Genomic DNA, 23,119 nt, shown 5'->3' with positions numbered 1-23,119 from the left:
TGTCGGGAGCGAGTGTGAGCAGCAAAGTTGAACAATTACGTCAGCAGTTAAATGAACGTATTCTGGTGCTGGACGGCGGTATGGGCACCATGATCCAGGGATATCGTCTGAGCGAAGAGGATTTCCGCGGCGAACGCTTTGCCGACTGGCCGTGCGATCTGAAAGGCAACAACGACCTGTTGGTGCTCAGCAAACCTGAGGTGATCGCCGCCATCCATAACGCCTATTTTGAGGCGGGCGCGGATATCATCGAAACCAACACCTTTAACTCCACGACGATCGCCATGGCGGATTACCAGATGGAATCCCTGTCGGCGGAAATCAACTTTGCGGCAGCTAAACTGGCGCGCGCGGCGGCAGACGAATGGACGGCACGCACACCGGAAAAACCGCGCTATGTCGCGGGCGTGCTTGGCCCAACCAACCGTACGGCGTCTATCTCGCCTGACGTCAACGACCCGGCTTACCGCAATATTACCTTTGATCAGCTGGTGGCCGCCTACCGTGAATCCACCAAAGCGCTGGTGGAAGGTGGCAGCGACCTGATCCTGATTGAAACCGTCTTCGATACCCTGAACGCCAAAGCCGCTATTTTCGCGGTTAAAACCGAGTTCGAAGCGCTGGGCGTTGAGTTGCCGATTATGCTCTCCGGCACCATCACCGATGCTTCCGGGCGTACGCTCTCCGGTCAGACAACCGAAGCGTTCTATAACTCACTGCGCCACGCCGATGCGCTGACCTTCGGTCTGAACTGCGCCTTAGGCCCGGACGAGTTGCGCCAGTACGTGCAGGAGCTGTCGCGCATTGCCGAATGCTACGTTACCGCGCACCCGAACGCCGGGTTGCCGAACGCCTTTGGCGAATACGATCTCGATGCCGACACCATGGCGGCGCAAATACGCGAGTGGGCGCAAGCGGGCTTCCTCAACGTGGTCGGCGGCTGCTGCGGCACCACGCCGGAACACATCGCCGCGATGAGCCGCGCAGTGGAAGGCTTGCCGCCGCGCCGCTTGCCGGAAATCCCGGTAGCCTGCCGTCTGTCTGGCCTTGAACCGTTGAATATTGGCGACGATAGCCTGTTTGTGAACGTCGGCGAGCGTACCAACGTCACCGGTTCGGCGAAATTTAAGCGACTGATCAAAGAAGAGAAATACAACGAAGCGCTGGATGTCGCCCGTCAGCAGGTGGAAAGCGGCGCACAGATTATCGATATCAACATGGATGAGGGGATGCTCGACGCCGAAGCGGCGATGGTGCGTTTTCTCAACCTTATCGCCGGTGAGCCGGATATCGCCCGCGTGCCGATTATGATCGACTCCTCGAAATGGGACGTCATCGAAAAAGGGCTGAAGTGCATTCAGGGTAAAGGCATCGTTAACTCCATCTCGATGAAAGAGGGGATTGAGACCTTTATCCACCACGCGAAGTTGCTGCGACGCTACGGTGCCGCAGTGGTGGTGATGGCCTTTGACGAGCAGGGGCAGGCCGACACCCGTGCGCGTAAAATTGAGATTTGCCGACGGGCGTACAACATTCTTACCGAAGAGGTAGGCTTCCCGCCGGAAGACATTATCTTCGACCCGAACATCTTTGCGGTCGCGACCGGGATTGATGAGCACAACAACTACGCCCAGGACTTTATCGGCGCCTGTGAGGACATCAAACGCGAACTACCGCACGCGCTGATCTCCGGCGGCGTCTCCAACGTGTCGTTCTCCTTCCGTGGTAACGACCCGGTTCGTGAAGCCATTCACGCGGTATTCCTTTACTACGCCATTCGCAACGGCATGGACATGGGGATCGTCAACGCCGGACAACTGGCGATCTACGACGACCTGCCCGCCGAGCTGCGCGATGCGGTTGAAGATGTGATCCTCAACCGTCGTGACGATGGCACCGAGCGTCTGCTGGAGCTGGCTGAGAAATATCGCGGTAGCAAAACTGATGACACTGCCAATGCCCAGATGGCGGAATGGCGCAGTTGGGACGTGAAAAAGCGCCTCGAATATTCGCTGGTGAAAGGCATTACCGAATTTATTGAGCAGGATACCGAAGAAGCTCGCCAGCAGGCCGCGCGTCCGATCGAGGTGATTGAAGGGCCGCTGATGGACGGGATGAACGTGGTTGGCGATCTGTTTGGCGAGGGCAAAATGTTCCTGCCGCAGGTGGTGAAATCCGCCCGCGTGATGAAGCAGGCGGTGGCCTACCTCGAACCGTACATTGAGGCCAGCAAAGAGAAAGGCTCCAGCAACGGCAAGATGGTCATTGCTACTGTGAAAGGCGATGTGCACGATATCGGCAAAAACATCGTTGGTGTGGTGCTGCAATGTAACAACTACGAAATCGTCGATCTTGGCGTGATGGTGCCAGCGGAGAAAATCCTCAGAACGGCACGTGAAGTGAATGCCGATCTGATTGGTCTTTCCGGGCTGATTACCCCGTCGCTGGACGAAATGGTCAACGTGGCGAAAGAGATGGAGCGTCAGGGGTTCACTATTCCGTTGCTGATTGGCGGCGCGACCACCTCAAAAGCGCACACGGCGGTGAAAATCGAGCAGAACTACAGTGGTCCAACGGTTTATGTGCAGAACGCCTCGCGTACCGTTGGCGTAGTCGCCGCACTCCTCTCTGACACTCAGCGCGATGACTTTGTCGCCCGTACGCGTAAAGAGTACGAAACCGTGCGTATCCAGCATGCGCGTAAGAAACCGCGGACCCCACCAGTAACGTTACAGGCTGCCCGCGACAACGATCTGGCCTTCGACTGGGAAAACTACACGCCGCCGGTGGCGCACCGCCTCGGCGTACAGAGCGTTGAAGCCAGCATCGAAACGCTGCGCAACTACATCGACTGGACGCCGTTCTTTATGACCTGGTCGCTGGCCGGGAAATACCCGCGCATCCTCGAAGATGAGGTGGTGGGAGAAGAGGCGAAACGTCTGTTCAAAGACGCCAATGACATGCTGGATAAACTCAGCGCTGAGAAGACACTGAATCCGCGCGGCGTGGTGGGCTTGTTCCCGGCTAACCGCGTGGGGGACGACATCGAGATTTACCGTGACGAGACGCGTACGCACGTCATCAACGTCAGTCATCACCTGCGCCAGCAGACGGAAAAAGTCGGTTTCGCCAACTACTGCCTGTCTGACTTTGTTGCGCCGAAACTGAGTGGCAAAGCGGATTACATCGGTGCTTTCGCAGTTACCGGCGGTCTGGAGGAAGATGCACTGGCGGACGCCTTCGAAGCCCAGCATGACGACTACAACAAGATCATGGTGAAAGTGATCGCCGACCGCCTGGCGGAAGCGTTCGCGGAATATCTGCACGAGCGCGTGCGTAAAGTCTACTGGGGCTATGCGGCGAATGAGAACCTCAGTAACGAGGAACTGATCCGCGAAAACTACCAGGGAATTCGCCCGGCACCGGGCTATCCGGCTTGCCCGGAACACACCGAAAAGGCCACCATCTGGGAACTGCTGGATGTAGAAGCGCACACCGGGATGAAGCTCACCGAATCCTTCGCGATGTGGCCAGGTGCGTCGGTTTCCGGCTGGTATTTCAGTCATCCAGACAGCAAGTACTACGCCGTGGCGCAAATCCAGCGCGATCAGGTTGAAGATTACGCCTTCCGTAAAGGCATGAGCGTGGCGGAAGTCGAACGTTGGTTAGCGCCTAATCTGGGCTATGACGCTGACTGATTCACAAAACTGTCATCTTTATTTACAACAAACAGGGCACTCAATGAGTGCCTTGTCTCTTTATTACGTTTAAACCCTTATACTGAAAGAACGTTCATCGGTACTGCTTGCCGGATGGCACATTTTTGTCGGCCTGATAAGCGTGGCGTCATCAGGTGTTATGTCATCGCTATGAGCCTCAGGAACATATAACGATAAGGAGAACCTGATTCCGTGCTAACTCTGTTACACCTGCTTTCTGCTGTCTCTATGCTGGTTTGGGGTACTCATATTGTGCGCACCGGCGTGATGCGCGTCTTCGGCGCCCGTTTGCGTACCGTACTCAGCCGTAGTGTTGAAAAGAAGCCGCTCGCCTTTTGTGCGGGTATCGGCGTGACGGCGCTGGTGCAAAGCAGCAACGCCACCACCATGCTGGTGACCTCGTTTGTCGCGCAGGACCTCGTCGCGCTCACCCCTGCGCTGGTGATTGTACTCGGCGCCGACGTCGGGACCGCGCTGATGGCGCGTATCCTGACCTTCGATCTCTCCTGGCTGTCGCCACTGCTGATTTTTATCGGCGTGATCTTCTTTCTCGGACGTAAACAGTCCCGTGTGGGGCAACTGGGGCGGGTTGGTATTGGACTGGGGTTGATTTTACTGGCGCTGGAACTGATTGTGCAGGCGGTAACACCGATCACCCAGGCTAACGGCGTACAGGTTATTTTCGCCTCGCTCACCGGCGATATCATGCTGGATGCGCTGATTGGCGCTATGTTCGCGATTATCAGTTACTCCAGCCTTGCGGCGGTGCTGCTGACGGCAACGCTGACCGCGGCAGGCATTATCTCGTTCCCGGTGGCGTTGTGTCTGGTGATTGGCGCCAACCTCGGCTCTGGCCTGCTGGCGATGCTTAATAACAGCGCCGCTAACGCCGCCGCCCGCCGTGTGGCGCTCGGTAGCCTGCTGTTTAAGCTGGTGGGTAGCCTGATTATCCTGCCGTTTGTTCATCCGTTGGCAAATCTGATGGATGAACTGCCGCTACCAAAATCTGAACTGGTTATTTACTTCCATGTCTTCTACAACCTGGTGCGCTGCGTGGCGATGGTGCCGTTTGCAGAACCGATGGCGCGTTTTTGTAAGCGCATCATCCGCGATGAGCCGGAGCTGGATGCGCATTTGAAGCCCAAGCATCTGGACGTCAGTGCGCTGGATACGCCGACGCTGGCCCTGGCCAATGCCGCTCGTGAAGCTCTGCGCATCGGCGACGCGATGGAGCAGATGATGGACGGGCTGAAGAAGGTGATGCACGGCGAGCCGCGTGAAGAGAAAGAGCTGCGCAGGATGGCGGACGACATTAACGTGCTATACACGGCAATCAAGCTCTATCTGGCGCGGATGCCAAAGGATGAACTGGCGGAAGAGGAATCACGCCGTTGGGCGGAGATTATCGAAATGTCGCTTAACCTCGAGCAGGCTTCCGATATTGTCGAACGTATGGGCAGTGAGATAGCGGATAAGTCGCTGGCTGCCCGTCGCGCATTCTCCGTGGAAGGATTGAAAGAGCTGGATGCGCTCTTCGATCAGCTGCTCAGCAATCTGCAGCTGGCGATGTCGGTGTTCTTCTCTGGTGACGTGACCAGCGCCCGACGTCTGCGCCGTAGCAAGCACCGTTTCCGTATTCTCAACCGTCGGTATTCGCATGCGCACGTTGACCGTCTGCATCAGCAGAACGTGCAGAGCATCGAGACCAGCTCCTTGCACCTGGCGCTGCTGGGCGATATGCAGCGTCTGAACTCGCTGTTTTGTTCCGTGGCCTATAGCGTGCTGGAACAGCCGGATGAGGACGATGAGCGCGACGATTATTGAGTGAGGTGGACCGGTTGGCCGGATAAGGCATTTATGCCGTTATCCGGCAACGTCGGTTAGAAGCAGTGACCTGCTTCGAGGGCAACCGCGTCTTCACCCGCTTTAAAGACGTAAGTGGTGTTCGGACCGCCAAGAACCGCCTGGCCGTTACTCACCTTAATCCAGTTTCCTTCCGGCAAACCAATCACCGTCAGCTCTGGTGCCACAACCAGCAGCTCGCGAATACGCTGTTCACGCGTTTCGCCTTTGTGGCCTTCCGGAAGCGCATTGGTGAAATGTGGGTTAATCTGCAGCGGGAACAGACCCAGGGCATCAAAACCTTTTGGATCGACAATCGGCATGTCGTTGGTGGTGCGGATGGTCTGGCAGGCGAGGTTAGAACCTGCGCTCCAGCCGATGTACAGCGCACCGCGTTTGACGACATCCACAATCGGCGCCAGCAGTCCGCGCTCGCGGCTCTCTTTCAGTAGCTGGAAGGTGTTACCCCCGCCGACAATCACCAGCTCTGCGTTTTCAATGGCAGCGATCGGATCGGCAACGGTATGAATGCCAGTAACGTTGACGCCCATTGGCGCAAAGATGGCTGCCGTTTTCGCCGTGTATTCATCCCAGGTTTGAGTCACGCCAGCGAACGGAATAAACACCGCCGTACGGCGACCATTCAGCTGCTCAGCAATCAGTGGTAGCGCATGTTCCATCCAGCCTTTGCCCGGCAGCGTCGAGTTACTCAATAAAAGCAGTTCCATCATTTCTCCATGTAATCAGAAAATTACAAACCGCGCTAATGCTACCACTATCAGCGTAACGCCTTACTGATATGGCTCACGATGTTGGAAGGGGGGAAAGCCGAACGGGTTAACCACAACCTCCTGTTGGAAAAGCCCGTTCAGACTTAACAACGATCAATCTATTGAAACAGCGTCCTTTTGCGTAGTGGCAAACGCCAGGCCTTCGTCCTCCCAGCCCTTAATACCACCAATCATTATTTTCACCGGTCGACCTAGCTGCGCAAACTTCAGCGCCGCGCGATCGGCCCCGTTACAGTGTGGGCCAGCGCAATAGACGACAAACAGTGTGTCCTGTGGCCATTTTTTCAAGGATTCCGTATTTATCTGTCGATGGGGAAGATGAATCGCGCCAGGGATATGACAACGGGAAAAACTCTCTGCACTCCCCACCACATGTAAAAGCACAAAATCTTTGTTGTCAGCAGCCATCGCGGAATGAACGTCAGAACAATCCGTCTCCATATTCAGACGTTGCTGGAAATGGGCGATAGCTTGTGCAGATGAAGCGGCTGGAATATCAGTTACGGTACTCATATTGTTGTTTTCTCTTGTGGTGAAATCAGCTGTTGTGTTACCTCTTATCTCATCAAAAAATTAACCTCGAAACACCCTCTGACCATGACAGATTCCGCCAGGATCATGACAACATCTTCTCGCCCGTTGGTCGTTGCACTCGCTTATGACGGGCTATGTACTTTCGAGTTTGGCGTCGCAGTGGAAGTTTTTGGGCTTCCGCGACCTGAACTGGGAGAGAGCTGGTATCGTTTTGCCGTGGCTTCGGTTGATCAAGGTGAATTAAGGGCAACTGGCGGGGTTCGTATCGTGGTGGACGGTGGATATGAATTGCTGCAGGAAGCAGACACTATTGTCATTCCTGGCTGGCGTGACGTGAGCTCACCGGTCCCGGAAGCATTATGCGATGCGCTTCGTGAAGCACATCAACGCGGTTGTCGAATCATCTCTATCTGTTCTGGTGTATTTGTTCTGGCTGCGGCAGGTTTGCTGGATGACCGTAAGGCGACGACGCACTGGCGTTACGTCAGTGAACTCCAGCGACGCTTTCCCGCCATCAACGTCGTGGAAGATGTCCTGTATGTCGGTGACCACGACGTGCTCACTTCGGCAGGTAGTGCGGCAGGGATTGATTTATGTTTGCATGTGGTGCGCACTGATTTTGGACTTGAGGTTGCCAATAACGTGGCCCGTCGCCTGGTGCTGCAGCCCCACAGGGATGGCAGCCAGACTCAGCAGCAACTGCGTCCTGTTGCCCGCAGTCGGGAAAGCCAGCGTTTTGGTCTTTTGCTTGACTGGTTACATAACAATATCGCGCAGAAGCATACCCTTGACGCTCTGGCCAGCCAGGTCGGTATGAGTCCCCGAACGTTGATGCGGCGATTTCAGGAGTCAACGGGGCTTACTCCCGCACGTTGGCTGATGAATGAACGGCTAAACCGTGCGCAGCAGGCGCTCAATACATCCCATATCAGTATTGAGCAGATCGCGCAGCAAACCGGGTTCGGCAGCGCAAACTCTTTGCGTTACCACTTTCAAAAACGATTTGGTATCAGCCCGCAGGCATTACGTAATCAGATGCGATAGCACATTTTCACGCTCTGCTTTTTTATCCCCCGCAAGGTAGGGTATATTTCGCTGTCAAAGGAGAAATTATGCTGCCCGACTCATCCATCCGATTAAATAAATACATCAGTGAAAGCGGAATCTGCTCGCGCCGCGAGGCGGATCGCTTTATCGAACAAGGGAATGTCTTCCTGAATGGTAAACGCGCCACCATTGGCGATCAGGTGATGCCTGGCGACGTCGTAAAAGTGAATGGTCGGTTGATTGAGCCGCGTGAAGCGGAAGATCTGGTTTTTATCGCGCTGAACAAGCCGGTAGGGATTGTCAGCACCACTGAAGACAGCGAACGCGACAACATTGTTGATTTTGTTAACCACAGCAAGCGCGTGTTCCCAATCGGTCGTCTGGACAAAGATTCCCAGGGACTTATCTTTCTGACCAACCACGGCGACCTGGTGAATAAAATCCTGCGTGCCGGTAACGATCACGAAAAAGAGTATCTGGTGACGGTAGATAAGCCGGTCACTGATGACTTTATCCGTGGGATGAGTGCCGGTGTGCCAATCCTTGGCACCGTTACCAAGAAATGTAAGGTCAAGAAAGAAGCGCCGTTTGTGTTTCGCATCACGCTGATTCAGGGGCTGAACCGCCAGATCCGTCGTATGTGCGAGCACTTTGGCTATGAAGTTACTAAGCTTGAGCGTACACGTATCATGAACGTTGGTCTGTCCGGCCTGCCGCTGGGTGAATGGCGCGACCTGACGGATGACGAACTGATCGACCTGTTCAAGCTGATTGAGAACTCGTCCTCAGAAGCCAAACCGAAGGCGAAAGCGAAGCCAAAAACCGCAGGCATTAAGCGCCCGGTGGTGAAAATCGAAAAATCGGCAGAGAAAGAGAAATCGCGCCCGGCGGCAAACGGGAAGCGTTTTACCTCGCCGGGGCGTAAGAAGAAAGGGCGTTAACGTCTGCCGCGCGTTGGCGTATTCGCTGACCAGGAAAATGATGCTTCCGCATCCGGTTTATAAGCCTGCTTTTTCTTCAACTGGCGGGCTTTTTTAGCTTCTGCTTCACGCAAGGCCATCAGTTTATCGATGTACTCTTTCTTGATGCTGTTGGTCTCAGCGTTGGTCAGCAGCCGACCATGCGCAATGCGCGCGCGGTCGAGCAGCGTTTTCAGTTCACGCTGTTCGCGCTCGGTCATCTCTTTTTGGGTAATGCGGGGGAGTGCCATAAGGGTGCCCTCTGTTAGCCGATATCCGCAGTGTACGGCAAAGTGCAGAGGCTGGGTAGGCCGGATAAGGTGTTAGCCGCTATCCGGCCTGCCGCAGCCAATTAGCGGCGTTCTTTTTCTTTAATCGGTTTACCGGACCAGTAACCTGCCAGCAGCGAACCGGAAAGGTTATGCCAGACCGAGAACAACGCGCCGGGCAGCGCCGCAAGCGGGCCAAAGTAGATTTTGCCCAGCGCAGCGGCAAGCCCTGAATTCTGCATGCCCACTTCAATAGCCAACGTACGACAGGTTGACTCGTCGAAACCAAACAGTTTTCCGCCCCAGTAGCCGCCGAGCAAGCCAATGGTGTTATGCAGGATCACGGCGATAATCACCACAAAGCCGACAGACGCAATGTGCGAGGCGGAACCCGCCACAACGGCGCTGATGATCGCCAGGATGCACACCATAGAAAACGCCGGTAGATACGGTTCCACGGCTTTTACGACGCGTGGGAACAGATGGTGAATGACCAGTCCCAAAGCAATCGGAATGACCACGATCTGCAGAATACTCAGCAGCATACCCATCACATCCACCTGGATATGCGCGTCGACATACAGCCGTGTCAGCAGCGGCGTGGCGACAACGCCGACCAGCGTTGAAACCGATGAAATAGTCACGGAGAGCGCCACATCACCTTTTGCCAGATAGATCATGACGTTCGATGCCGTTCCGCTGGCGACGCTACCGACCAGCACCATCCCTGCCGACAGTTCCGGCGGCATATTAAATGCCAGCGCCAAAATCCATGCGGCGAGCGGCATCACCAGATAGTGCAGGAAAATACCCGCCGCGACCGGTGCGGGGCGTGAAAGTACGCGTTTAAAGTCGTCCACCTTCAGGTGAACGCCCATGCCGAACATGATCAGCATCAGCAACGACGGCACGAATGGCCCGACAGGCGTAAAGGTGGAGGGGGTGTAATACGCAATAACAGAGAGCAGCAGCGCCCATAACGGGAACAGCCGCGTGAGAGTAGCGAGCATGTTATCTTCCTTGCGATTGAAATGTGTTGTGTTGTTATAAAAAAGCCGGGTTCGAGCCCGGCTATAGTTATTGTTTATCGCGTGATGAAATATTATTCAAACAAATTATGATGTAGCTTCTGTACCACCTGTTCGGCTTCGCTACCGGGCACCAGGAAGCACAGGTTATGGCTGGACGCGCCGTAGCAAATCATGCGGATGTTGAACGGCTCCAGTACACCAAATACCTCTTTACCCACGCCGCAGGCTTTGGACAGGTCGTTGCCAATCAACGCCACCAGCGCCAGGCCTTCTTCGACTTCAACCCGGCACAGGGCAGACAGTTCCATCAGCAGAGACTGCGTTAACAGCGTATCGCCGGTGGAGGTTGAACCGGTGGTATCCAGCGTCAGCGCTACGCTGACTTCTGATGTGGTAATTAAATCTACCGATATATTGTGGCGTGCAAGGATGCCGAACACTTCTGCTAAAAAGCCGCGGGAGTGCAGCATATTCAGGCTATGCAGCGTCAGCAGCGTCTGCTTACGGCGTAGCGCCAGCGCACGGAACAGCGGTGGATTCGCGGTTTTATTGCAGACCAGCGTACCACCTGCTTTTGGATCTTTGCTGGAGCCAACAAATACCGGGATATCGCTACGTACGGCCGGCAACAGGGTTGCCGGGTGCAGCACTTTCGCGCCAAAGGTCGCCATTTCCGCGGCCTCTTCAAAGGCGATTTCATCAATACGCTGCGCTGCAGGAACAACGCGCGGATCGGTAGTGTAAATGCCTGGAACATCGGTCCAGATATCGACGCGCGTTGCGTGCAGCGCTTCGGCCAGCAGGGCGGCTGTATAATCGCTACCGCCGCGCCCCAACGTGGTGGTGCGGCCTTTGCCTTCGCTGCCGATAAAACCCTGAGTGATTACCAGACCTTCGCTCAGACGCGGGGCCAACTGAAGCGTTGCCAGTTCAGCCAGCGCCGCGACGTCGGGTTCTGCGCGACCAAAACGATCGTTGGTGCGCATCACTTTACGCACGTCAAACCACTGCGCTTGTACGTTGCGTTCACGCAGGATTTCGACGAACAACAGGGTGGACATCAGTTCACCGTGGCTGACCAGTTCGTCGGTCAGGGCGGTTGAGGTCGCCAGTGACGCCGCTTCTGCCAGCGTGGTGATATTTTCCAGCAGACGTTCAATCTCTTCACGAATTACGTTTGGATAACGCAGGCGTTCCAGAATATTGAACTGAATTTGACGAATGGCGTCGAGTTTTTCGAAGCGCTCGGTTGGCTCCAGCCCTTCAGCCAGTGCGACCAGCAGGTTGGTAATTCCAGCGGAAGCGGAAAGTACCACTACACGGACGTTAGCATCAGAAAGCACCACATCAGCGCTGCGATTCATGGCATCAAAATCCGCCACGCTGGTACCGCCAAACTTGGAGACAACTACATCAGTCATAACTACCTCGTGTCAGGGAATGAATAGAGCGACCATGGCACATAAGGCAGAACGAAAACCGGTGCAGGCGCAAATGCAAATACCGTATTTATAAATAAAATGTGTAGCTTGCACTGTCAACGCTGGGATTATGCGGATTTTTCATGCTGCGTTTCCGTTCAGTAACAGCGCTTATAACATCTATACTTTTTACCCTGGTTCGATGGATACAAGGGCGATGGCATTAAAACAATCACACTTTTCTGTGACTGGCGTTACAATCGATCTCAGTCACAATTCTCAAAATCAGAAGAGTATTGCTAATGAAAAACATCAATCCAACGCAGACCTCAGCCTGGCAGGCACTACAAAAACACTTTGAAGAGATGAAAGACGTTACTATCGCGGATCTGTTCGCGAAAGATAGCGATCGTTTCGCTAAATTTTCCGCGACGTTTGACGATCTGATGCTGGTGGATTTCTCCAAAAACCGCATCACTGAAGAGACGCTGGCTAAACTGCAGGATCTGGCGAAAGAGACCGATTTGGCAGGCGCCATCAAGTCCATGTTCTCCGGTGAGAAAATTAACCGCACTGAAGATCGTGCCGTGCTGCACGTGGCGCTGCGTAATCGTAGCAACACTCCAATCATCGTTGACGGCAAAGATGTGATGCCGGAAGTGAATGCGGTGCTGGAGAAGATGAAATCCTTCTCTGAAGCGATTATCTCCGGAAGCTGGAAAGGCTATACCGGTAAAGCCATTACTGATGTCGTGAACATCGGTATCGGCGGTTCAGACCTCGGCCCGTTCATGGTGACCGAAGCGCTGCGCCCGTACAAAAATCACCTGAACATGCATTTTGTGTCTAACGTCGATGGTACGCACATTGCCGAAGTGCTGAAGAAAGTGAATCCGGAGACTACGCTGTTCCTGGTCGCTTCCAAAACCTTCACCACTCAGGAAACCATGACTAACGCCCACAGCGCGCGCGACTGGTTCCTGGCGACCGCTGGCGACAACAAGCACGTTGCCAAACACTTCGCAGCGCTCTCCACTAACGGTAAAGCGGTTGGCGAGTTCGGTATTGATACCGCCAATATGTTCGAGTTCTGGGACTGGGTTGGCGGTCGTTACTCCCTGTGGTCTGCAATCGGTCTGTCCATCATCCTTTCTGTGGGCTTCGACAACTTTGTTGAGCTGCTTTCTGGCGCGCACGCCATGGACAAACACTTCTCCACCACTCCGGCGGAGAAAAACCTGCCGGTGCTGCTGGCGCTGATCGGTATCTGGTACAACAATTTCTTCGGTGCTGAAACCGAAGCGATTCTGCCGTACGACCAGTATATGCACCGTTTCGCGGCCTACTTCCAGCAGGGCAATATGGAATCCAACGGTAAATACGTTGACCGTAACGGCAATGCGGTGGATTACCAGACAGGCCCAATCATCTGGGGTGAGCCGGGTACTAACGGTCAGCATGCGTTCTACCAGCTGATTCATCAGGGTACCAAAATGGTTCCGTGCGATTTCATCGCTCCGGCAATCACCCACAACCCGCTGTCGGATCACCATCCGAAACTGCTGTCTAACTTCTTCGCTCAGACCGAAGCGCTGGCTTTTGGTAAATCTCGTGAAGTGGTTGAGCAGGAATACCGCGACCAGGGTAAAGATCCGGCAACGCTTGACCACGTTGTGCCGTTCAAAGTGTTCGAAGGTAACCGTCCAACTAACTCCATCCTGCTGCGCGAAATCACACCGTTCAGCCTGGGTGCGCTGATTGCGCTGTACGAGCACAAAATCTTCACTCAGGGCGCGATCCTGAATATCTTCACCTTTGACCAGTGGGGCGTTGAGCTGGGCAAACAGCTGGCGAATCGCATTCTGCCAGAGCTGAATGATGATAAAGAAATCACCAGCCATGATTGCTCAACTAACGGTTTGATTAACCGTTATAAGTCCTGGCGTTAATCTGCTTCTTCCTTCGAGCCGCAGCGCTGTTGGCTGCGTTCGTTAACCCCGGTCACATAGCTATCTATGCTCCCGGGGATTAACGATCTTGCCGCCTTGTTGCAATTCGAATGAATTTGCAGATTACTTATAAAAAAAGCCGATATTAATATCGGCTTTTTTTATAATCTGGCGCCAGAATATCTACGTTTTTGCTTTACACCTTTATTGAGCTTAATCCTAAAATAATTCATTCAACGTTATCGTGTTTCTGGTTTTTTCAGAATTACCGGATGTTGTGTTTTTGTTTTTATATTTTAACTTTATGATTGTATTGATTTAATTATCTGCCGTTAATCATTTTATTTCTTGCTATCTAATTATCCTAAATTCCCCCCTGGCGTAATTTGCACACTTTGGCTTGTGTATAATCGATCTCGCCCGAAATTCTTTTGGGTAAATCTCCATTCATACAATGAAGGGAATTTGTGATGAAAAAAGTTCTGTATGGCCTTTGGGCTATATCTGCGCTTGCGGCGACTTCTGTCTATGCTGCCCCCGTTCAGGTGGGTGAGGCTGCAGGGTCGGCTGCCGCGTCGGTTTCGGCAGGAAGTTCCTCCGCAACCAGCGTGAGCACCGTAAGTTCTGCGGTGGGGGTTGCCCTTGCGGCAACCGGTGGCGGCGATGGTTCTAACACCGGAACCACAACCACCACAACTACCAGTACCCAGTAATACCGGTACGTTTAATTCTAACCACACTTCGGTGTGGTTATTTTGCCGCTGCGGAGAAATGTCGTGAAGCGACCAGTGCTGATAATGGTTTGCCTGTTATTACAGGCGTGCTCAGCCACCACCGAAGGGCTGGGCCATTCGCTATGGGATAGCGTGTTTGGTACTCCCGGCGTACAGATGACGGACGATGAAATCAAAAACATGCCCTACGCCAGCCAGTACATGCAGCTCAACGGCGGCCCACAACTGTTTGTGGTACTCGCGTTCGCGGAAAACGGACAGCAGAAATGGGTGACTCAGGATCGGGCCATTCTCGTCACGCAGTCTGGGCGCATGGTGAAAACGCATCTCGGCGGGGATAACCTGATCGAGGTGAATAATCTCGCGGCAGATCCGCTCATCAAACCAAACCAGATAGTCGATGGGGCAACGTGGACCCGCACGATGGGCTGGACCGAACATCAGCAGGTGCGCTATGCCACCGCCCGCTCGGTTTTCGAATGGGATGGCACTGACACCATTAAGGTGGGCAGCGAAGATACGCCAGTACGAATCCTTGACGAAGAAGTCACCACCGATCAAACGCGCTGGCATAACCGCTACTGGATCGACAGTGAAGGGCAGATTCGCCAATCGGAACAGTATCTTGGCGCACGTTACTTCCCGGTGAAAACCACGCTGATTAAGGCGGCAAAATCATGATGAAACGAGCCGTTGTGGCGCTGCTATTGAGCCTGAGCGCAGCGTCTGTTTTTGCTGCGGGTAGCATTAAGGTCTTTACCTCCGCCAGCGAAGAGCCAAAAACGTTGACCGGGGCCGAACATCTGCTCGACCTGGTTGGGCAGCCGCGATTGAGTAATAGCTGGTGGCCAGGAGCGGTTATCAGCGAAGAGCGGGCAACGACGGAAGCAGAGCGTCAGCAGCAGGCATTACTGGCTCGTCTGGCGATGCTCAGCGCTGAAGAAAGCGGTGACGATGCCGCGGCTATCAACGCATTGCGCCAGCAAATTCAGGCGCTGAAGGTGACCGGCAGACAGAAGATTAATCTCGACCCGGATGTTGTGCGCGTCAGTGAGCGAGGCAACCCGCCGTTGCAGGGCAATTACACGCTGTGGGTCGGACCGCAGCCAACGGATATAACGCTGTTTGGCCTGCTAAGTCATCCGGGTAAACAACCGTTTATGCCCGGGCGCGATATCGCCAGCTATCTCGATGGGCAACGTCGGCTCAGCGGCGCAGATCGTAGCTATGCCTGGGTCATCTATCCCGACGGACGCACGCAAAAAGTCCCGGTCGCCTACTGGAACGAACGTCACGTTGAGCCGATGCCCGGCAGCATCATTTTTGTCGGACTCTCTGATGCTGTCTGGTGCAGCACCCCGGATGAAATCAATGCCGACATTCTTCGCACCCTGACCCAGCGGATACCCGAATAATGAGAAAAACTTATCTGCTCAGCTTACTGGCGCTGGGCGTAAGCGTTGCCTGCCATGGTGAAACCTGGCCCGCGCCCATTGGACCTTCCCAGTCCGACTTTGGCGGCGTGGGACTGCTGCAAACCCCAACCGCACGCATGGCGCGTGAAGGCGAAATGAGCCTTAACTACCGCGATAACGATCAATACCGTTACTACTCTGCGTCGGTACAACTCTTCCCCTGGCTGGAAACCACCCTGCGCTATACCGATGTGCGTACCAAAAAATACAGCGGCGTGGAGTCGTTTTCTGGCGATCAGACTTATAAAGATAAGGCTTTTGATCTCAAACTTCGCCTGTGGGAAGAGAGCTACTGGATGCCGCAGGTGGCGGTTGGCGCGCGGGATATCGGCGGAACCGGCCTGTTTGATGCGGAGTATGTGGTGGCGAACAAAGCCTGGGGCCCGTTTGATTTCTCTCTCGGCCTTGGCTGGGGATATCTCGGGACCAGCGGCAACGTTAGCAATCCGTTTTGCTCATACAGTGATAAATTCTGCCATCGCGATAACAGCTACAAGCAGGCCGGTTCTATTGACGGTAGCCAGATGTTCCACGGCCCGGCGTCGCTGTTTGGCGGCGTAGAGTATCAGACTCCCTGGCAGCCGCTGCGCCTGAAACTGGAGTATGAGGGTAATAATTACCAGCAGGATTTTGCCGGCAAGTTGGATCAGAAGAGCAAGTTTAACGTCGGCGCTATTTATCGCGTCACCGATTGGGCCGACGTTAACCTCAGCTATGAGCGCGGGAATACCTTGATGTTTGGGGTCACGCTGCGGACTAACTTTAACGATCTGCGACCAAACTATAACGACAATACCCGCCCGAAATATCAACCACAGCCGCAGGATGCCATTCTGCAACATTCGGTGGTGGCGAATCAGTTAACGCTGCTGAAATATAACGCCGGGCTGGCGGATCCTAAAATTCAGGTGCAGGGCGATACGCTGTATGTAACGGGTGAACAGGTGAAATACCGTGATTCGCGCGAAGGGATCGAGCGTGCTAACCGGATCGTGATGAACGATCTTCCCGATGGGATCCGCACGATCCGCATTACGGAAAACCGCCTTAACTTGCCGCAGGTGACGACCGAAACGGAGGTTTCCAGCCTCAAGCGCCATCTGGAAGGCGAGCCGTTGGGCCATGAAACTCAACTGACACAAAAACGCGTCGAGCCCGTGGTACCGAAAACGACCGAGCAGGGCTGGTATATTGATAAGTCGCGCTTCAATTTCCACATCGATCCGGTGCTAAATCAGTCGGTGGGCGGCCCGGAAAACTTCTATATGTATCAGTTGGGCGTGATGGGAACGGCGGATTTGTGGGTTACCGATCATCTGCTGACCACCGGGAGTTTGTTCGCCAACCTCGCCAATAACTATGACAAGTTTAACTACACCAACCCGCCGCAGGATTCGCATTTACCACGCGTGCGTACCCATGTGCGTGAGTATGTGCAAAACGATGTCTACGTGAATAACCTGCAGGCCAACTACTTCCAGTCACTCGGAAATGGGTTCTACGGACAGGTTTACGGGGGCTATCTGGAAACTATGTACGGCGGAGCGGGGGCAGAAGTGCTGTATCGCCCGCTGGACAGCAACTGGGCGTTTGGTGTTGACGCCAACTACGTGAAACAGCGTGACTGGCGTAGCGCGCAGGACATGATGAAGTTTACCGACTACAGCGTGAAGACCGGGCATTTGACGGCTTACTGGAATCCTTCGTTCGCCCAGGATGTACTGGTGAAAGCCAGCGTGGGGCAGTATCTGGCGGGGGATAAGGGCGGAACGCTGGAAGTGGCGAAACGCTTTGACAGCGGCGTAGTGGTGGGCGGCTATGCGACCATCACCGACGCCTCGCCGGATGAGTACGGAGAGGGTGATTTTACCAAAGGGGTGTACGTTTCTGTGCCGCTGGATCTGTTCTCGTCAGGCCCAACCCGCAGCCGTGCGGCGATTGGCTGGACGCCGTTAACACGCGATGGCGGCCAGCAGCTTGGACGTAAGTTTGGTCTGTACGACATGACCAGCGACAGGAGTGAAAACTTCCGCTGATAGATGGCCGGATGGGACCTGCGCTTATCCGGCTCTATAAACGACGTAATAATTTTGCCGGATTTCCCGCATACACGCCTTTCTCGGTGATCGATTTGGTCACCACGCTCCCCGCGCCGACGACCACGCCATCACAGATAGTGACCGCCAGAATGGTCGCTCCGCTGCCGATCGAGACATCGTCGCCAATCGTAATACGTCCCCAACTGTTGCGGTCGGCATTGGGTTTTCCTTCGCGAAACATATCGTTGGCGAACATCACGCCGTGACCGATAAAACAGCGAGCGCCGAGGGTGACATATTCGCAGATGAAGGTGTGCGACTGAATTTTGCTGTCTGCGCCAATCTGCGTATTACCCTGGATTTCAACAAATGGTCCGACAAAAACGTTGTCCCCTAATGTGCAGTCGTAGAGATTTGCGGGTTCATAGATCACCACGTTCTCACCGCAGGTAACGTTGCGAACAGCGGATTGTCTTAGCTGCATAATTCATCCTGTGAAATGTGTCGTGACATACATCATTCCCTGCTGACCTTTCTTGCACAAAATATAAACAAAAAATGTAGATCTCTGTCACATTTTTGCGTTATACAGGAACCTTGCCACTGAGTAAGAGGTGCTGTTATGACGTCGCTATCTCGTCCGCGCGTGGAGTTTATCTCCACTATTTTACAGACCGTGTTGAATCTGGGGTTGCTGAGTCTGGGCCTGATCCTGGTCGTATTCCTCGGGAAAGAAACGTTGCATCTGGCGGATGTGCTGTTCGCGCCGGAACAAACCAGCAAGTATGAACTGGTGGAAGGGCTGGTGGTTTACTTTCTCTACTTTGAATTTATCGCGCTGATTGTGAAGTACTTTCAGTCCGGTTTTCACTTTCCGCTGCGCTACTTTGTCTATATCGGGATCACTGCGATTGTGCGGCTGATCATTGTCGATCATAAAGCGCCGATGGATGTGCTGATCTATTCTGCGGCGATCCTGCTGCTGGTGATCACCCTGTGGCTGTGTAATTCCAAACGGCTGAAGCGAGAGTAAAAGACAACACGCCGCAATTGGGCTGCGGCGTGTTGCATGTCAGGGTTACTGCGCAGAGGCTGGCTGGGTTTTCTCCGCCGCGGGTTCCCACAGTTCTTCAAATTTATCCACCGTCATGATCGCCAATATGGTAAAGCTTAGGTTGATCACGCCGATGGCGATAATGCCTGCGCCAAACTAATTCTGTTTAATTTGTCGAGTTTCAGGCGAAAAATTGATTTGCAGTGATGGGGAGCACGAAAGGAAATAATCGTAAGCGTAATGCAAAATAACATAAAAAAGGGCGCTCCGTAGAGCGCCGAATAACAGTCACAGGTTGGGATAACATAAGTTGAGGGTTGCAGTGGCATTGCCCGTTGCCGGGCAGTTACTTCGGTAAAACTTAACCTTTCACACCACCCGCCGTCAGTCCGTTGACCAGCCAGCGCTGTGCCAGCAGGAACACCAGAGTGATCGGAATGGCTGAAAGTACAGCTGCGGCGGCAAAGTCGCCCCACAAATAGTTCTGTGGATTGAGGTACTGCTGCATACCTACCGCAAGGGTATAGCTGTTCACATCACGCAGCAGCAGTGATGCGACCGGTACTTCGGTAATCGCGGCAATGAAAGACAGAATAAACACGACCGCCAGAATCGGAACAGAAAGCGGTAGCAACACCAGGCGGAATGCCTGCCATGGCGTTGCGCCATCCAGCGCGGCCGCCTCTTCCAGCGAACCGTCGATGGTCTCGAAATAGCCCTTAATCGTCCACACATGCAGCGCAATACCGCCGAGATAGGCGAAGATCACGCCGCCGTGAGTGTTCAGACCAATAAACGGAATGTACTGGCCCAGGCGGTCAAACAAAGCATACAACGCGACCAGAGACAGCACCGCCGGGAACATCTGGAATATCAGCATCCCTTTCAGTAGGGTTGCTTTGCCCGGGAAACGCATACGGGCAAAGGCGTAAGCGCAGGTGGTGGAAAGCGTCACGATACCGATCGCGGTAATGGTGGCTACTTTTACCGAGTTCCACAGCCATAACAGCACCGGGAACGGCGGCGGCGTCACGCGGCCATCCGCGTGTTCAACGCTAAAGCCCAGCGCCAGTTTCCAGTGTTCCCAGGAGATGTTTTCCGGGATCAGGCTGCCGGTGGCAAAGTTACCTTCACGCAACGAGATAGCGATAACCATCAGCAGCGGGAACATGATCGCTGCAATGAAAATCAGCAGCAGCAAGTGCGTTGTTAAGAGACGCAGTTTCTGAGATTTGGGTTGTACCATAGCCATATTCGTTGTCTCCCTTAATCAAACTTCATACGCGTGGCTTTCAGGTTCACGATGGCCAGCGCACCGACCAGCAGGAAGATCAGCGTGGCAATCGCCGCCGCCAGACCGAAGTCCTGACCACCGCCGCCTTCGAAGGCGATACGGTAGGTGTAGCTCACGAGCAGGTCGGTATAGCCTGCTGGCGTGGTGGTACCAAGACGGTCTGGACCACCGTTGGTCAACAGTTGAATCAGCACGAAGTTGTTAAAGTTAAAGGCGAAGCTGGCGATCATCAGCGGCGTCAGCGGCTTAATCAGCAGCGGCAACGTAATCTTAAAGAAGTTCTGGAACGGACCTGCACCATCCATCGCCGACGCTTCATACAGGTCGTCAGGGATCGCTTTAAGCAGACCCATGCACAGGATCATCATGTACGGGTAACCAAGCCAGGTGTTGACGATAATAATCATCGAACGCGCGGTGGTTGGGTCGCTGAACCAGGCCGGTTTGATGCCAAACAGTGCGCTCAGCATCATGTTGATTTCACCGAAGCTCTGGTTGAACAGTCCTTTGAAAATCAGAATCGAAATAAACGACGGTACGGCATACGGCAGAATCAGCAGGACACGGTAAATCGCTTTGCCTTTGAGAGACTCCCACTGTACGAGACAGGCCAGTACCATCCCCACGGCCACGGTGAGGATCACGGTCAGAACGGAGAAGACCACCGTCCAGACAAAGATGGCGAAGAACGGTTTCTGAATGCCTTCGTCGGTAAATACGCGGGCGAAGTTGTCCCAACCGATGGCAACGGTATAGCCTGGGCTGAGTTTTTCGTTACCCCAGCTACCGTCAGCGTTAATTGCCTGATAATAACCAATATCGTTGTTGGCGCGGTATTTTACGCCGCTTTGGCTGTTGGTAAGCGTGCCGTCATCAGCGAGCGTATAGAGTGGCTGCGTGCCGGAAAACTGGCGCAGTGAACTCATAATCACTTTGCTTTCATCCGGCAGGATGGCGGTGAGTTGGGTTAACGCCTGGCGATTTTGCGTGATGATACGCAGCGTCGCACGTTCGCCCGTTGGCAGCGCTTCGGCTTCTTTCAACTGCAGTTTCTGTTCGCCGCCAAATTTAAAGGCGTCGGAGAGATAATTCTTGCCGGTTTCACCGTCGGTGAGGGCCAGTTGCCACTCCGTACCCGCCGGATACAGGCCGAAGTTGTAGGTTTTCCCCGCCTGATAAGAACGGTCCATCAGGACTTCCTGAGCACGTTCAAAGGTCAGTTGGTTGGTGCTGCTGTAGTTGGTAAAGGCAATTGCGATAGTACAAATTAGCGGAAACAGGACAAACAGCCCCATCCCTGCAACGCCTGGGTAAACATAGCGCCAGGCGTAGGCTTTACGGTTAGCAAAAATATACAGGCCAGCAGAGCTTAAAATCAGCGTCATGATGGCAAACAGGTACTCCCCCTGAGCATACATCAAAACAACAAGGTAACCGACCAGCAGCCCAAGCAGACCCATCACTGACCATTTCAGCCGGTCGCTTTGCCACCAGTGTTTCTTTTTAATGACATCCATGGGGATCAATCCTCTTTACGCTTTATCCTTCGCACTACCTCTTTGTTGGCTGCGGAAGCTCACCCCAGTCACTTACTTATGTAAGCTCCTGGGGATTTGCCTCCTTGCCGCCTCGATGTAGCGCGAATGATTTCGCGTAACAACGTATTCAATAAACCTGATTCCCTAAGAAATAAGGGAAACCGTATTACTTGGTGATACGACCTTGTGCATCTTTCAGCGCGGCATCGACGGTCTGACGGCCGCTGGCAGCGTTGATCACTGCGGTACGAACGGCATACCAGAATGCGGACATCTGCGGGATGTTCGGCATGATCTCGCCTTTCTGGGCGTTATCCATGGTGGCCGCGATACGCGGGTCTTTCGCTAACTGATCCTGGAAGGATTTCAGCGCAACCGCGCCCAGCGGTTTGTCCTTATTCACTTCATCCAGACCCTGATCGGTCAGCAGGTAGTTTTCGAGGAACTCTTTTGCCAGTTCTTTGTTCGGGCTGGCAGCGTTGATACCTGCGCTCAGAACGCCCACGAACGGTTTGGACGGTTTACCCTTGAAGGTTGGCAGCAGGGCAACGCCGTAATTCACCTTGCTCTTATCGATGTTGGACCACGCCCACGGACCGTTGATGGTCATCGCGGTGTCACCTTTGTTAAAGGCCGCTTCGGCGATGGAGTAATCGGTATCCGCGTTCATGTGTTTGTTCTTGATCAGATCAACCAGGAAGGTCAGACCCGCTTTTGCGCCCGCGTTGTCCACGCCCACGTCTTTCACGTCGTACTTGCCGTTTTCAAACTTGAACGCGTAACCGCCGTCGGCGGCAATCAGCGGCCAGGTGAAGTACGGTTCTTGCAGGTTGAACATCAGCGCGGATTTTCCTTTCGCCTTCAGCTCTTTATCCAGCGCAGGAATTTCTTCCCAGGTTTTTGGCGGGTTTGGAACGAGGTCTTTGTTATAAATCAACGACAGCGCTTCAACCGCAATCGGGTAGGCAATCAGTTTGCCGTTATAGCGTACGGCATCCCAAGTGAACGGATAGAGTTTGTCCTGGAACGCTTTATCTGGGGTGATTTCAGCCAGCAGGCCAGACTGAGCGTAGCCGCCAAAACGGTCATGTGCCCAGAAGATGATGTCCGGGCCGTCGCCAGTCGCGGCAACCTGTGGGAACTTCTCTTCCAGTTTGTCCGGGTGCTCAATGGTGACTTTGATACCGGTGTCTTTCTCGAATTTTTTGCCCACTTCAGCGAGGCCGTTATAGCCTTTGTCGCCGTTAATCCAGATAACCAGCTTACCTTCTTCAATCTTGGCGAGAGCCGAGGCGGAAAACATCATCGTCGTTAATGCAGACAATGCGAGGATGCGTGCGCCAGTTTTGATTTTCATAGTTCCCATCCTGTTTGGTGATTTTGCAGAGGTGGCTTAACGGTTACTAGTTTCTTTATACGACAA

General features: G+C 53.9%; 19 protein-coding genes. 10 read left to right on the top strand and 9 right to left on the bottom strand.

What is annotated here, in order from left to right; genetic code table 11:
• Window positions 1-14: 14 nt before the first annotated feature.
• Together metH and HVZ39_RS23285 are read left to right on the top strand one after the other, a co-directional pair.
• Complete coding sequence (gene metH, locus HVZ39_RS23290; protein WP_181633020.1) at window positions 15-3,698, top strand: methionine synthase; 3,684 nt, start codon at window positions 15-17, stop codon at window positions 3,696-3,698.
• Between the two features lie 213 nt (window positions 3,699-3,911).
• Window positions 3,912-5,543: a Na/Pi cotransporter family protein gene (locus HVZ39_RS23285; protein WP_016155327.1), complete on the top strand. Its 1,632-nt coding sequence runs from the start codon at window positions 3,912-3,914 to the stop codon at window positions 5,541-5,543.
• Window positions 5,544-5,599: 56 nt separating this feature from the next.
• On the opposite strand, the gene pepE is transcribed toward HVZ39_RS23285, so the two are convergent.
• Together pepE and HVZ39_RS23275 are read right to left on the bottom strand one after the other, a co-directional pair.
• Complete coding sequence (pepE, locus tag HVZ39_RS23280; protein ID WP_016155430.1) at window positions 5,600-6,289, bottom strand: dipeptidase PepE; 690 nt, start codon at window positions 6,287-6,289, stop codon at window positions 5,600-5,602.
• Window positions 6,290-6,445: 156 nt separating this feature from the next.
• Window positions 6,446-6,865 (bottom strand): rhodanese-like domain-containing protein, encoded by a 420-nt coding sequence (locus HVZ39_RS23275; RefSeq protein WP_181633019.1) that lies wholly within the window; start codon window positions 6,863-6,865, stop codon window positions 6,446-6,448.
• Between the two features lie 84 nt (window positions 6,866-6,949).
• On the opposite strand from HVZ39_RS23275, the gene ftrA reads away from it, so the two are divergent.
• The gene (ftrA, locus tag HVZ39_RS23270) at window positions 6,950-7,930 is read left to right on the top strand and encodes a transcriptional regulator FtrA (RefSeq protein ID WP_049282909.1); all 981 of its coding nucleotides are present in this window, start codon (window positions 6,950-6,952) and stop codon (window positions 7,928-7,930) included.
• Window positions 7,931-7,998: 68 nt separating this feature from the next.
• Entirely contained in the window at window positions 7,999-8,874 is an 876-nt protein-coding gene (gene rluF, locus HVZ39_RS23265) for a 23S rRNA pseudouridine(2604) synthase RluF (protein ID WP_016155331.1), read from the top strand.
• Here the strand turns inward: rluF and HVZ39_RS23260 are convergent.
• From HVZ39_RS23260 to lysC, 3 genes are all read right to left on the bottom strand, one after another.
• Complete coding sequence (locus HVZ39_RS23260) at window positions 8,871-9,143, bottom strand: DUF3811 domain-containing protein (protein ID WP_003826541.1); 273 nt, start codon at window positions 9,141-9,143, stop codon at window positions 8,871-8,873. The two genes, rluF and HVZ39_RS23260, sit on opposite strands and share 4 nt — an antisense overlap.
• A gap of 101 nt (window positions 9,144-9,244) precedes the next feature.
• A complete protein-coding gene (gene panS / locus HVZ39_RS23255; protein ID WP_047499534.1) occupies window positions 9,245-10,171 on the bottom strand; it encodes a ketopantoate/pantoate/pantothenate transporter PanS in 927 nt (308 codons plus the stop codon).
• Window positions 10,172-10,263: 92 nt separating this feature from the next.
• Entirely contained in the window at window positions 10,264-11,613 is a 1,350-nt protein-coding gene (lysC, locus tag HVZ39_RS23250; RefSeq protein WP_016155333.1) for a lysine-sensitive aspartokinase 3, read from the bottom strand.
• A gap of 302 nt (window positions 11,614-11,915) precedes the next feature.
• On the opposite strand from lysC, the gene pgi reads away from it, so the two are divergent.
• From pgi to HVZ39_RS23225, 5 genes are all read left to right on the top strand, one after another.
• Window positions 11,916-13,562, top strand: a complete 1,647-nt coding sequence (gene pgi, locus HVZ39_RS23245) for a glucose-6-phosphate isomerase (protein ID WP_016155434.1) — start codon at window positions 11,916-11,918, stop codon at window positions 13,560-13,562.
• A 470-nt stretch (window positions 13,563-14,032) separates the two neighbouring features.
• The gene (gene yjbE / locus HVZ39_RS23240) at window positions 14,033-14,275 is read left to right on the top strand and encodes an exopolysaccharide production protein YjbE (RefSeq protein ID WP_003826562.1); all 243 of its coding nucleotides are present in this window, start codon (window positions 14,033-14,035) and stop codon (window positions 14,273-14,275) included.
• Window positions 14,276-14,338: 63 nt separating this feature from the next.
• Window positions 14,339-14,977: a YjbF family lipoprotein gene (locus tag HVZ39_RS23235; protein WP_016155335.1), complete on the top strand. Its 639-nt coding sequence runs from the start codon at window positions 14,339-14,341 to the stop codon at window positions 14,975-14,977.
• Window positions 14,974-15,711: a capsule biosynthesis GfcC family protein gene (locus tag HVZ39_RS23230; RefSeq protein WP_181633018.1), complete on the top strand. Its 738-nt coding sequence runs from the start codon at window positions 14,974-14,976 to the stop codon at window positions 15,709-15,711. The genes HVZ39_RS23235 and HVZ39_RS23230 overlap by 4 nt, the downstream gene beginning before the upstream one ends.
• Window positions 15,711-17,807 carry a YjbH domain-containing protein gene (locus tag HVZ39_RS23225; protein WP_046275308.1) on the top strand — a complete coding sequence of 699 codons (2,097 nt, stop codon included), beginning with the start codon at window positions 15,711-15,713 and terminating at the stop codon, window positions 17,805-17,807. The genes HVZ39_RS23230 and HVZ39_RS23225 overlap by 1 nt, the downstream gene beginning before the upstream one ends.
• Before the next feature lie 34 nt (window positions 17,808-17,841).
• Here the strand turns inward: HVZ39_RS23225 and HVZ39_RS23220 are convergent, their stop codons facing one another.
• Window positions 17,842-18,297, bottom strand: coding sequence for an acyltransferase (locus HVZ39_RS23220; RefSeq protein ID WP_161784581.1), 456 nt, complete (start codon window positions 18,295-18,297; stop codon window positions 17,842-17,844).
• Window positions 18,298-18,432: 135 nt separating this feature from the next.
• Between HVZ39_RS23220 and psiE the strand changes: the two genes are divergently transcribed.
• A complete protein-coding gene (gene psiE / locus HVZ39_RS23215) occupies window positions 18,433-18,843 on the top strand; it encodes a phosphate-starvation-inducible protein PsiE (protein ID WP_003031674.1) in 411 nt (136 codons plus the stop codon).
• Window positions 18,844-19,225: 382 nt separating this feature from the next.
• Here psiE and malG read toward each other — a convergent pair whose 3' ends face one another.
• The 3 genes from malG to malE form a co-directional block, all read right to left on the bottom strand.
• Complete coding sequence (gene malG, locus HVZ39_RS23210; protein WP_016155340.1) at window positions 19,226-20,116, bottom strand: maltose ABC transporter permease MalG; 891 nt, start codon at window positions 20,114-20,116, stop codon at window positions 19,226-19,228.
• A gap of 14 nt (window positions 20,117-20,130) precedes the next feature.
• On the bottom strand, window positions 20,131-21,675 hold the full coding sequence (gene malF, locus HVZ39_RS23205; RefSeq protein ID WP_046275306.1) for a maltose ABC transporter permease MalF: 1,545 nt from the start codon (window positions 21,673-21,675) through the stop codon (window positions 20,131-20,133).
• Between the two features lie 187 nt (window positions 21,676-21,862).
• On the bottom strand, window positions 21,863-23,053 hold the full coding sequence (gene malE / locus HVZ39_RS23200; protein WP_016155342.1) for a maltose/maltodextrin ABC transporter substrate-binding protein MalE: 1,191 nt from the start codon (window positions 23,051-23,053) through the stop codon (window positions 21,863-21,865).
• Between the last annotated feature and the right edge of the window lie 66 nt (window positions 23,054-23,119).

It is taken from the genome of Citrobacter sp. RHB35-C21 (assembly GCF_013816515.1).
GTDB lineage: Bacteria > Pseudomonadota > Gammaproteobacteria > Enterobacterales > Enterobacteriaceae > Citrobacter > Citrobacter braakii.
Note: the sequence above shows the minus strand (reverse complement) of the source record. Positions and strands in the feature narration are given on the sequence as shown.

Coding starts and splice junctions, on each gene's coding strand:
- pgi (WP_016155434.1), top strand. CDS start 11,916: ATGAAAAACATCAATCCAACGCAGACCTCAGCCTGGCAGGCACTACAA.
- HVZ39_RS23225 (WP_046275308.1), top strand. CDS start 15,711: ATGAGAAAAACTTATCTGCTCAGCTTACTGGCGCTGGGCGTAAGCGTT.
- pepE (WP_016155430.1), bottom strand. CDS start 6,289: ATGGAACTGCTTTTATTGAGTAACTCGACGCTGCCGGGCAAAGGCTGG.
- ftrA (WP_049282909.1), top strand. CDS start 6,950: ATGACAGATTCCGCCAGGATCATGACAACATCTTCTCGCCCGTTGGTC.
- panS (WP_047499534.1), bottom strand. CDS start 10,171: ATGCTCGCTACTCTCACGCGGCTGTTCCCGTTATGGGCGCTGCTGCTC.
- HVZ39_RS23260 (WP_003826541.1), bottom strand. CDS start 9,143: ATGGCACTCCCCCGCATTACCCAAAAAGAGATGACCGAGCGCGAACAG.
- malF (WP_046275306.1), bottom strand. CDS start 21,675: ATGGATGTCATTAAAAAGAAACACTGGTGGCAAAGCGACCGGCTGAAA.
- malE (WP_016155342.1), bottom strand. CDS start 23,053: ATGAAAATCAAAACTGGCGCACGCATCCTCGCATTGTCTGCATTAACG.
- HVZ39_RS23230 (WP_181633018.1), top strand. CDS start 14,974: ATGATGAAACGAGCCGTTGTGGCGCTGCTATTGAGCCTGAGCGCAGCG.
- HVZ39_RS23275 (WP_181633019.1), bottom strand. CDS start 6,865: ATGAGTACCGTAACTGATATTCCAGCCGCTTCATCTGCACAAGCTATC.
- psiE (WP_003031674.1), top strand. CDS start 18,433: ATGACGTCGCTATCTCGTCCGCGCGTGGAGTTTATCTCCACTATTTTA.
- lysC (WP_016155333.1), bottom strand. CDS start 11,613: ATGACTGATGTAGTTGTCTCCAAGTTTGGCGGTACCAGCGTGGCGGAT.
- malG (WP_016155340.1), bottom strand. CDS start 20,116: ATGGCTATGGTACAACCCAAATCTCAGAAACTGCGTCTCTTAACAACG.
- yjbE (WP_003826562.1), top strand. CDS start 14,033: ATGAAAAAAGTTCTGTATGGCCTTTGGGCTATATCTGCGCTTGCGGCG.
- rluF (WP_016155331.1), top strand. CDS start 7,999: ATGCTGCCCGACTCATCCATCCGATTAAATAAATACATCAGTGAAAGC.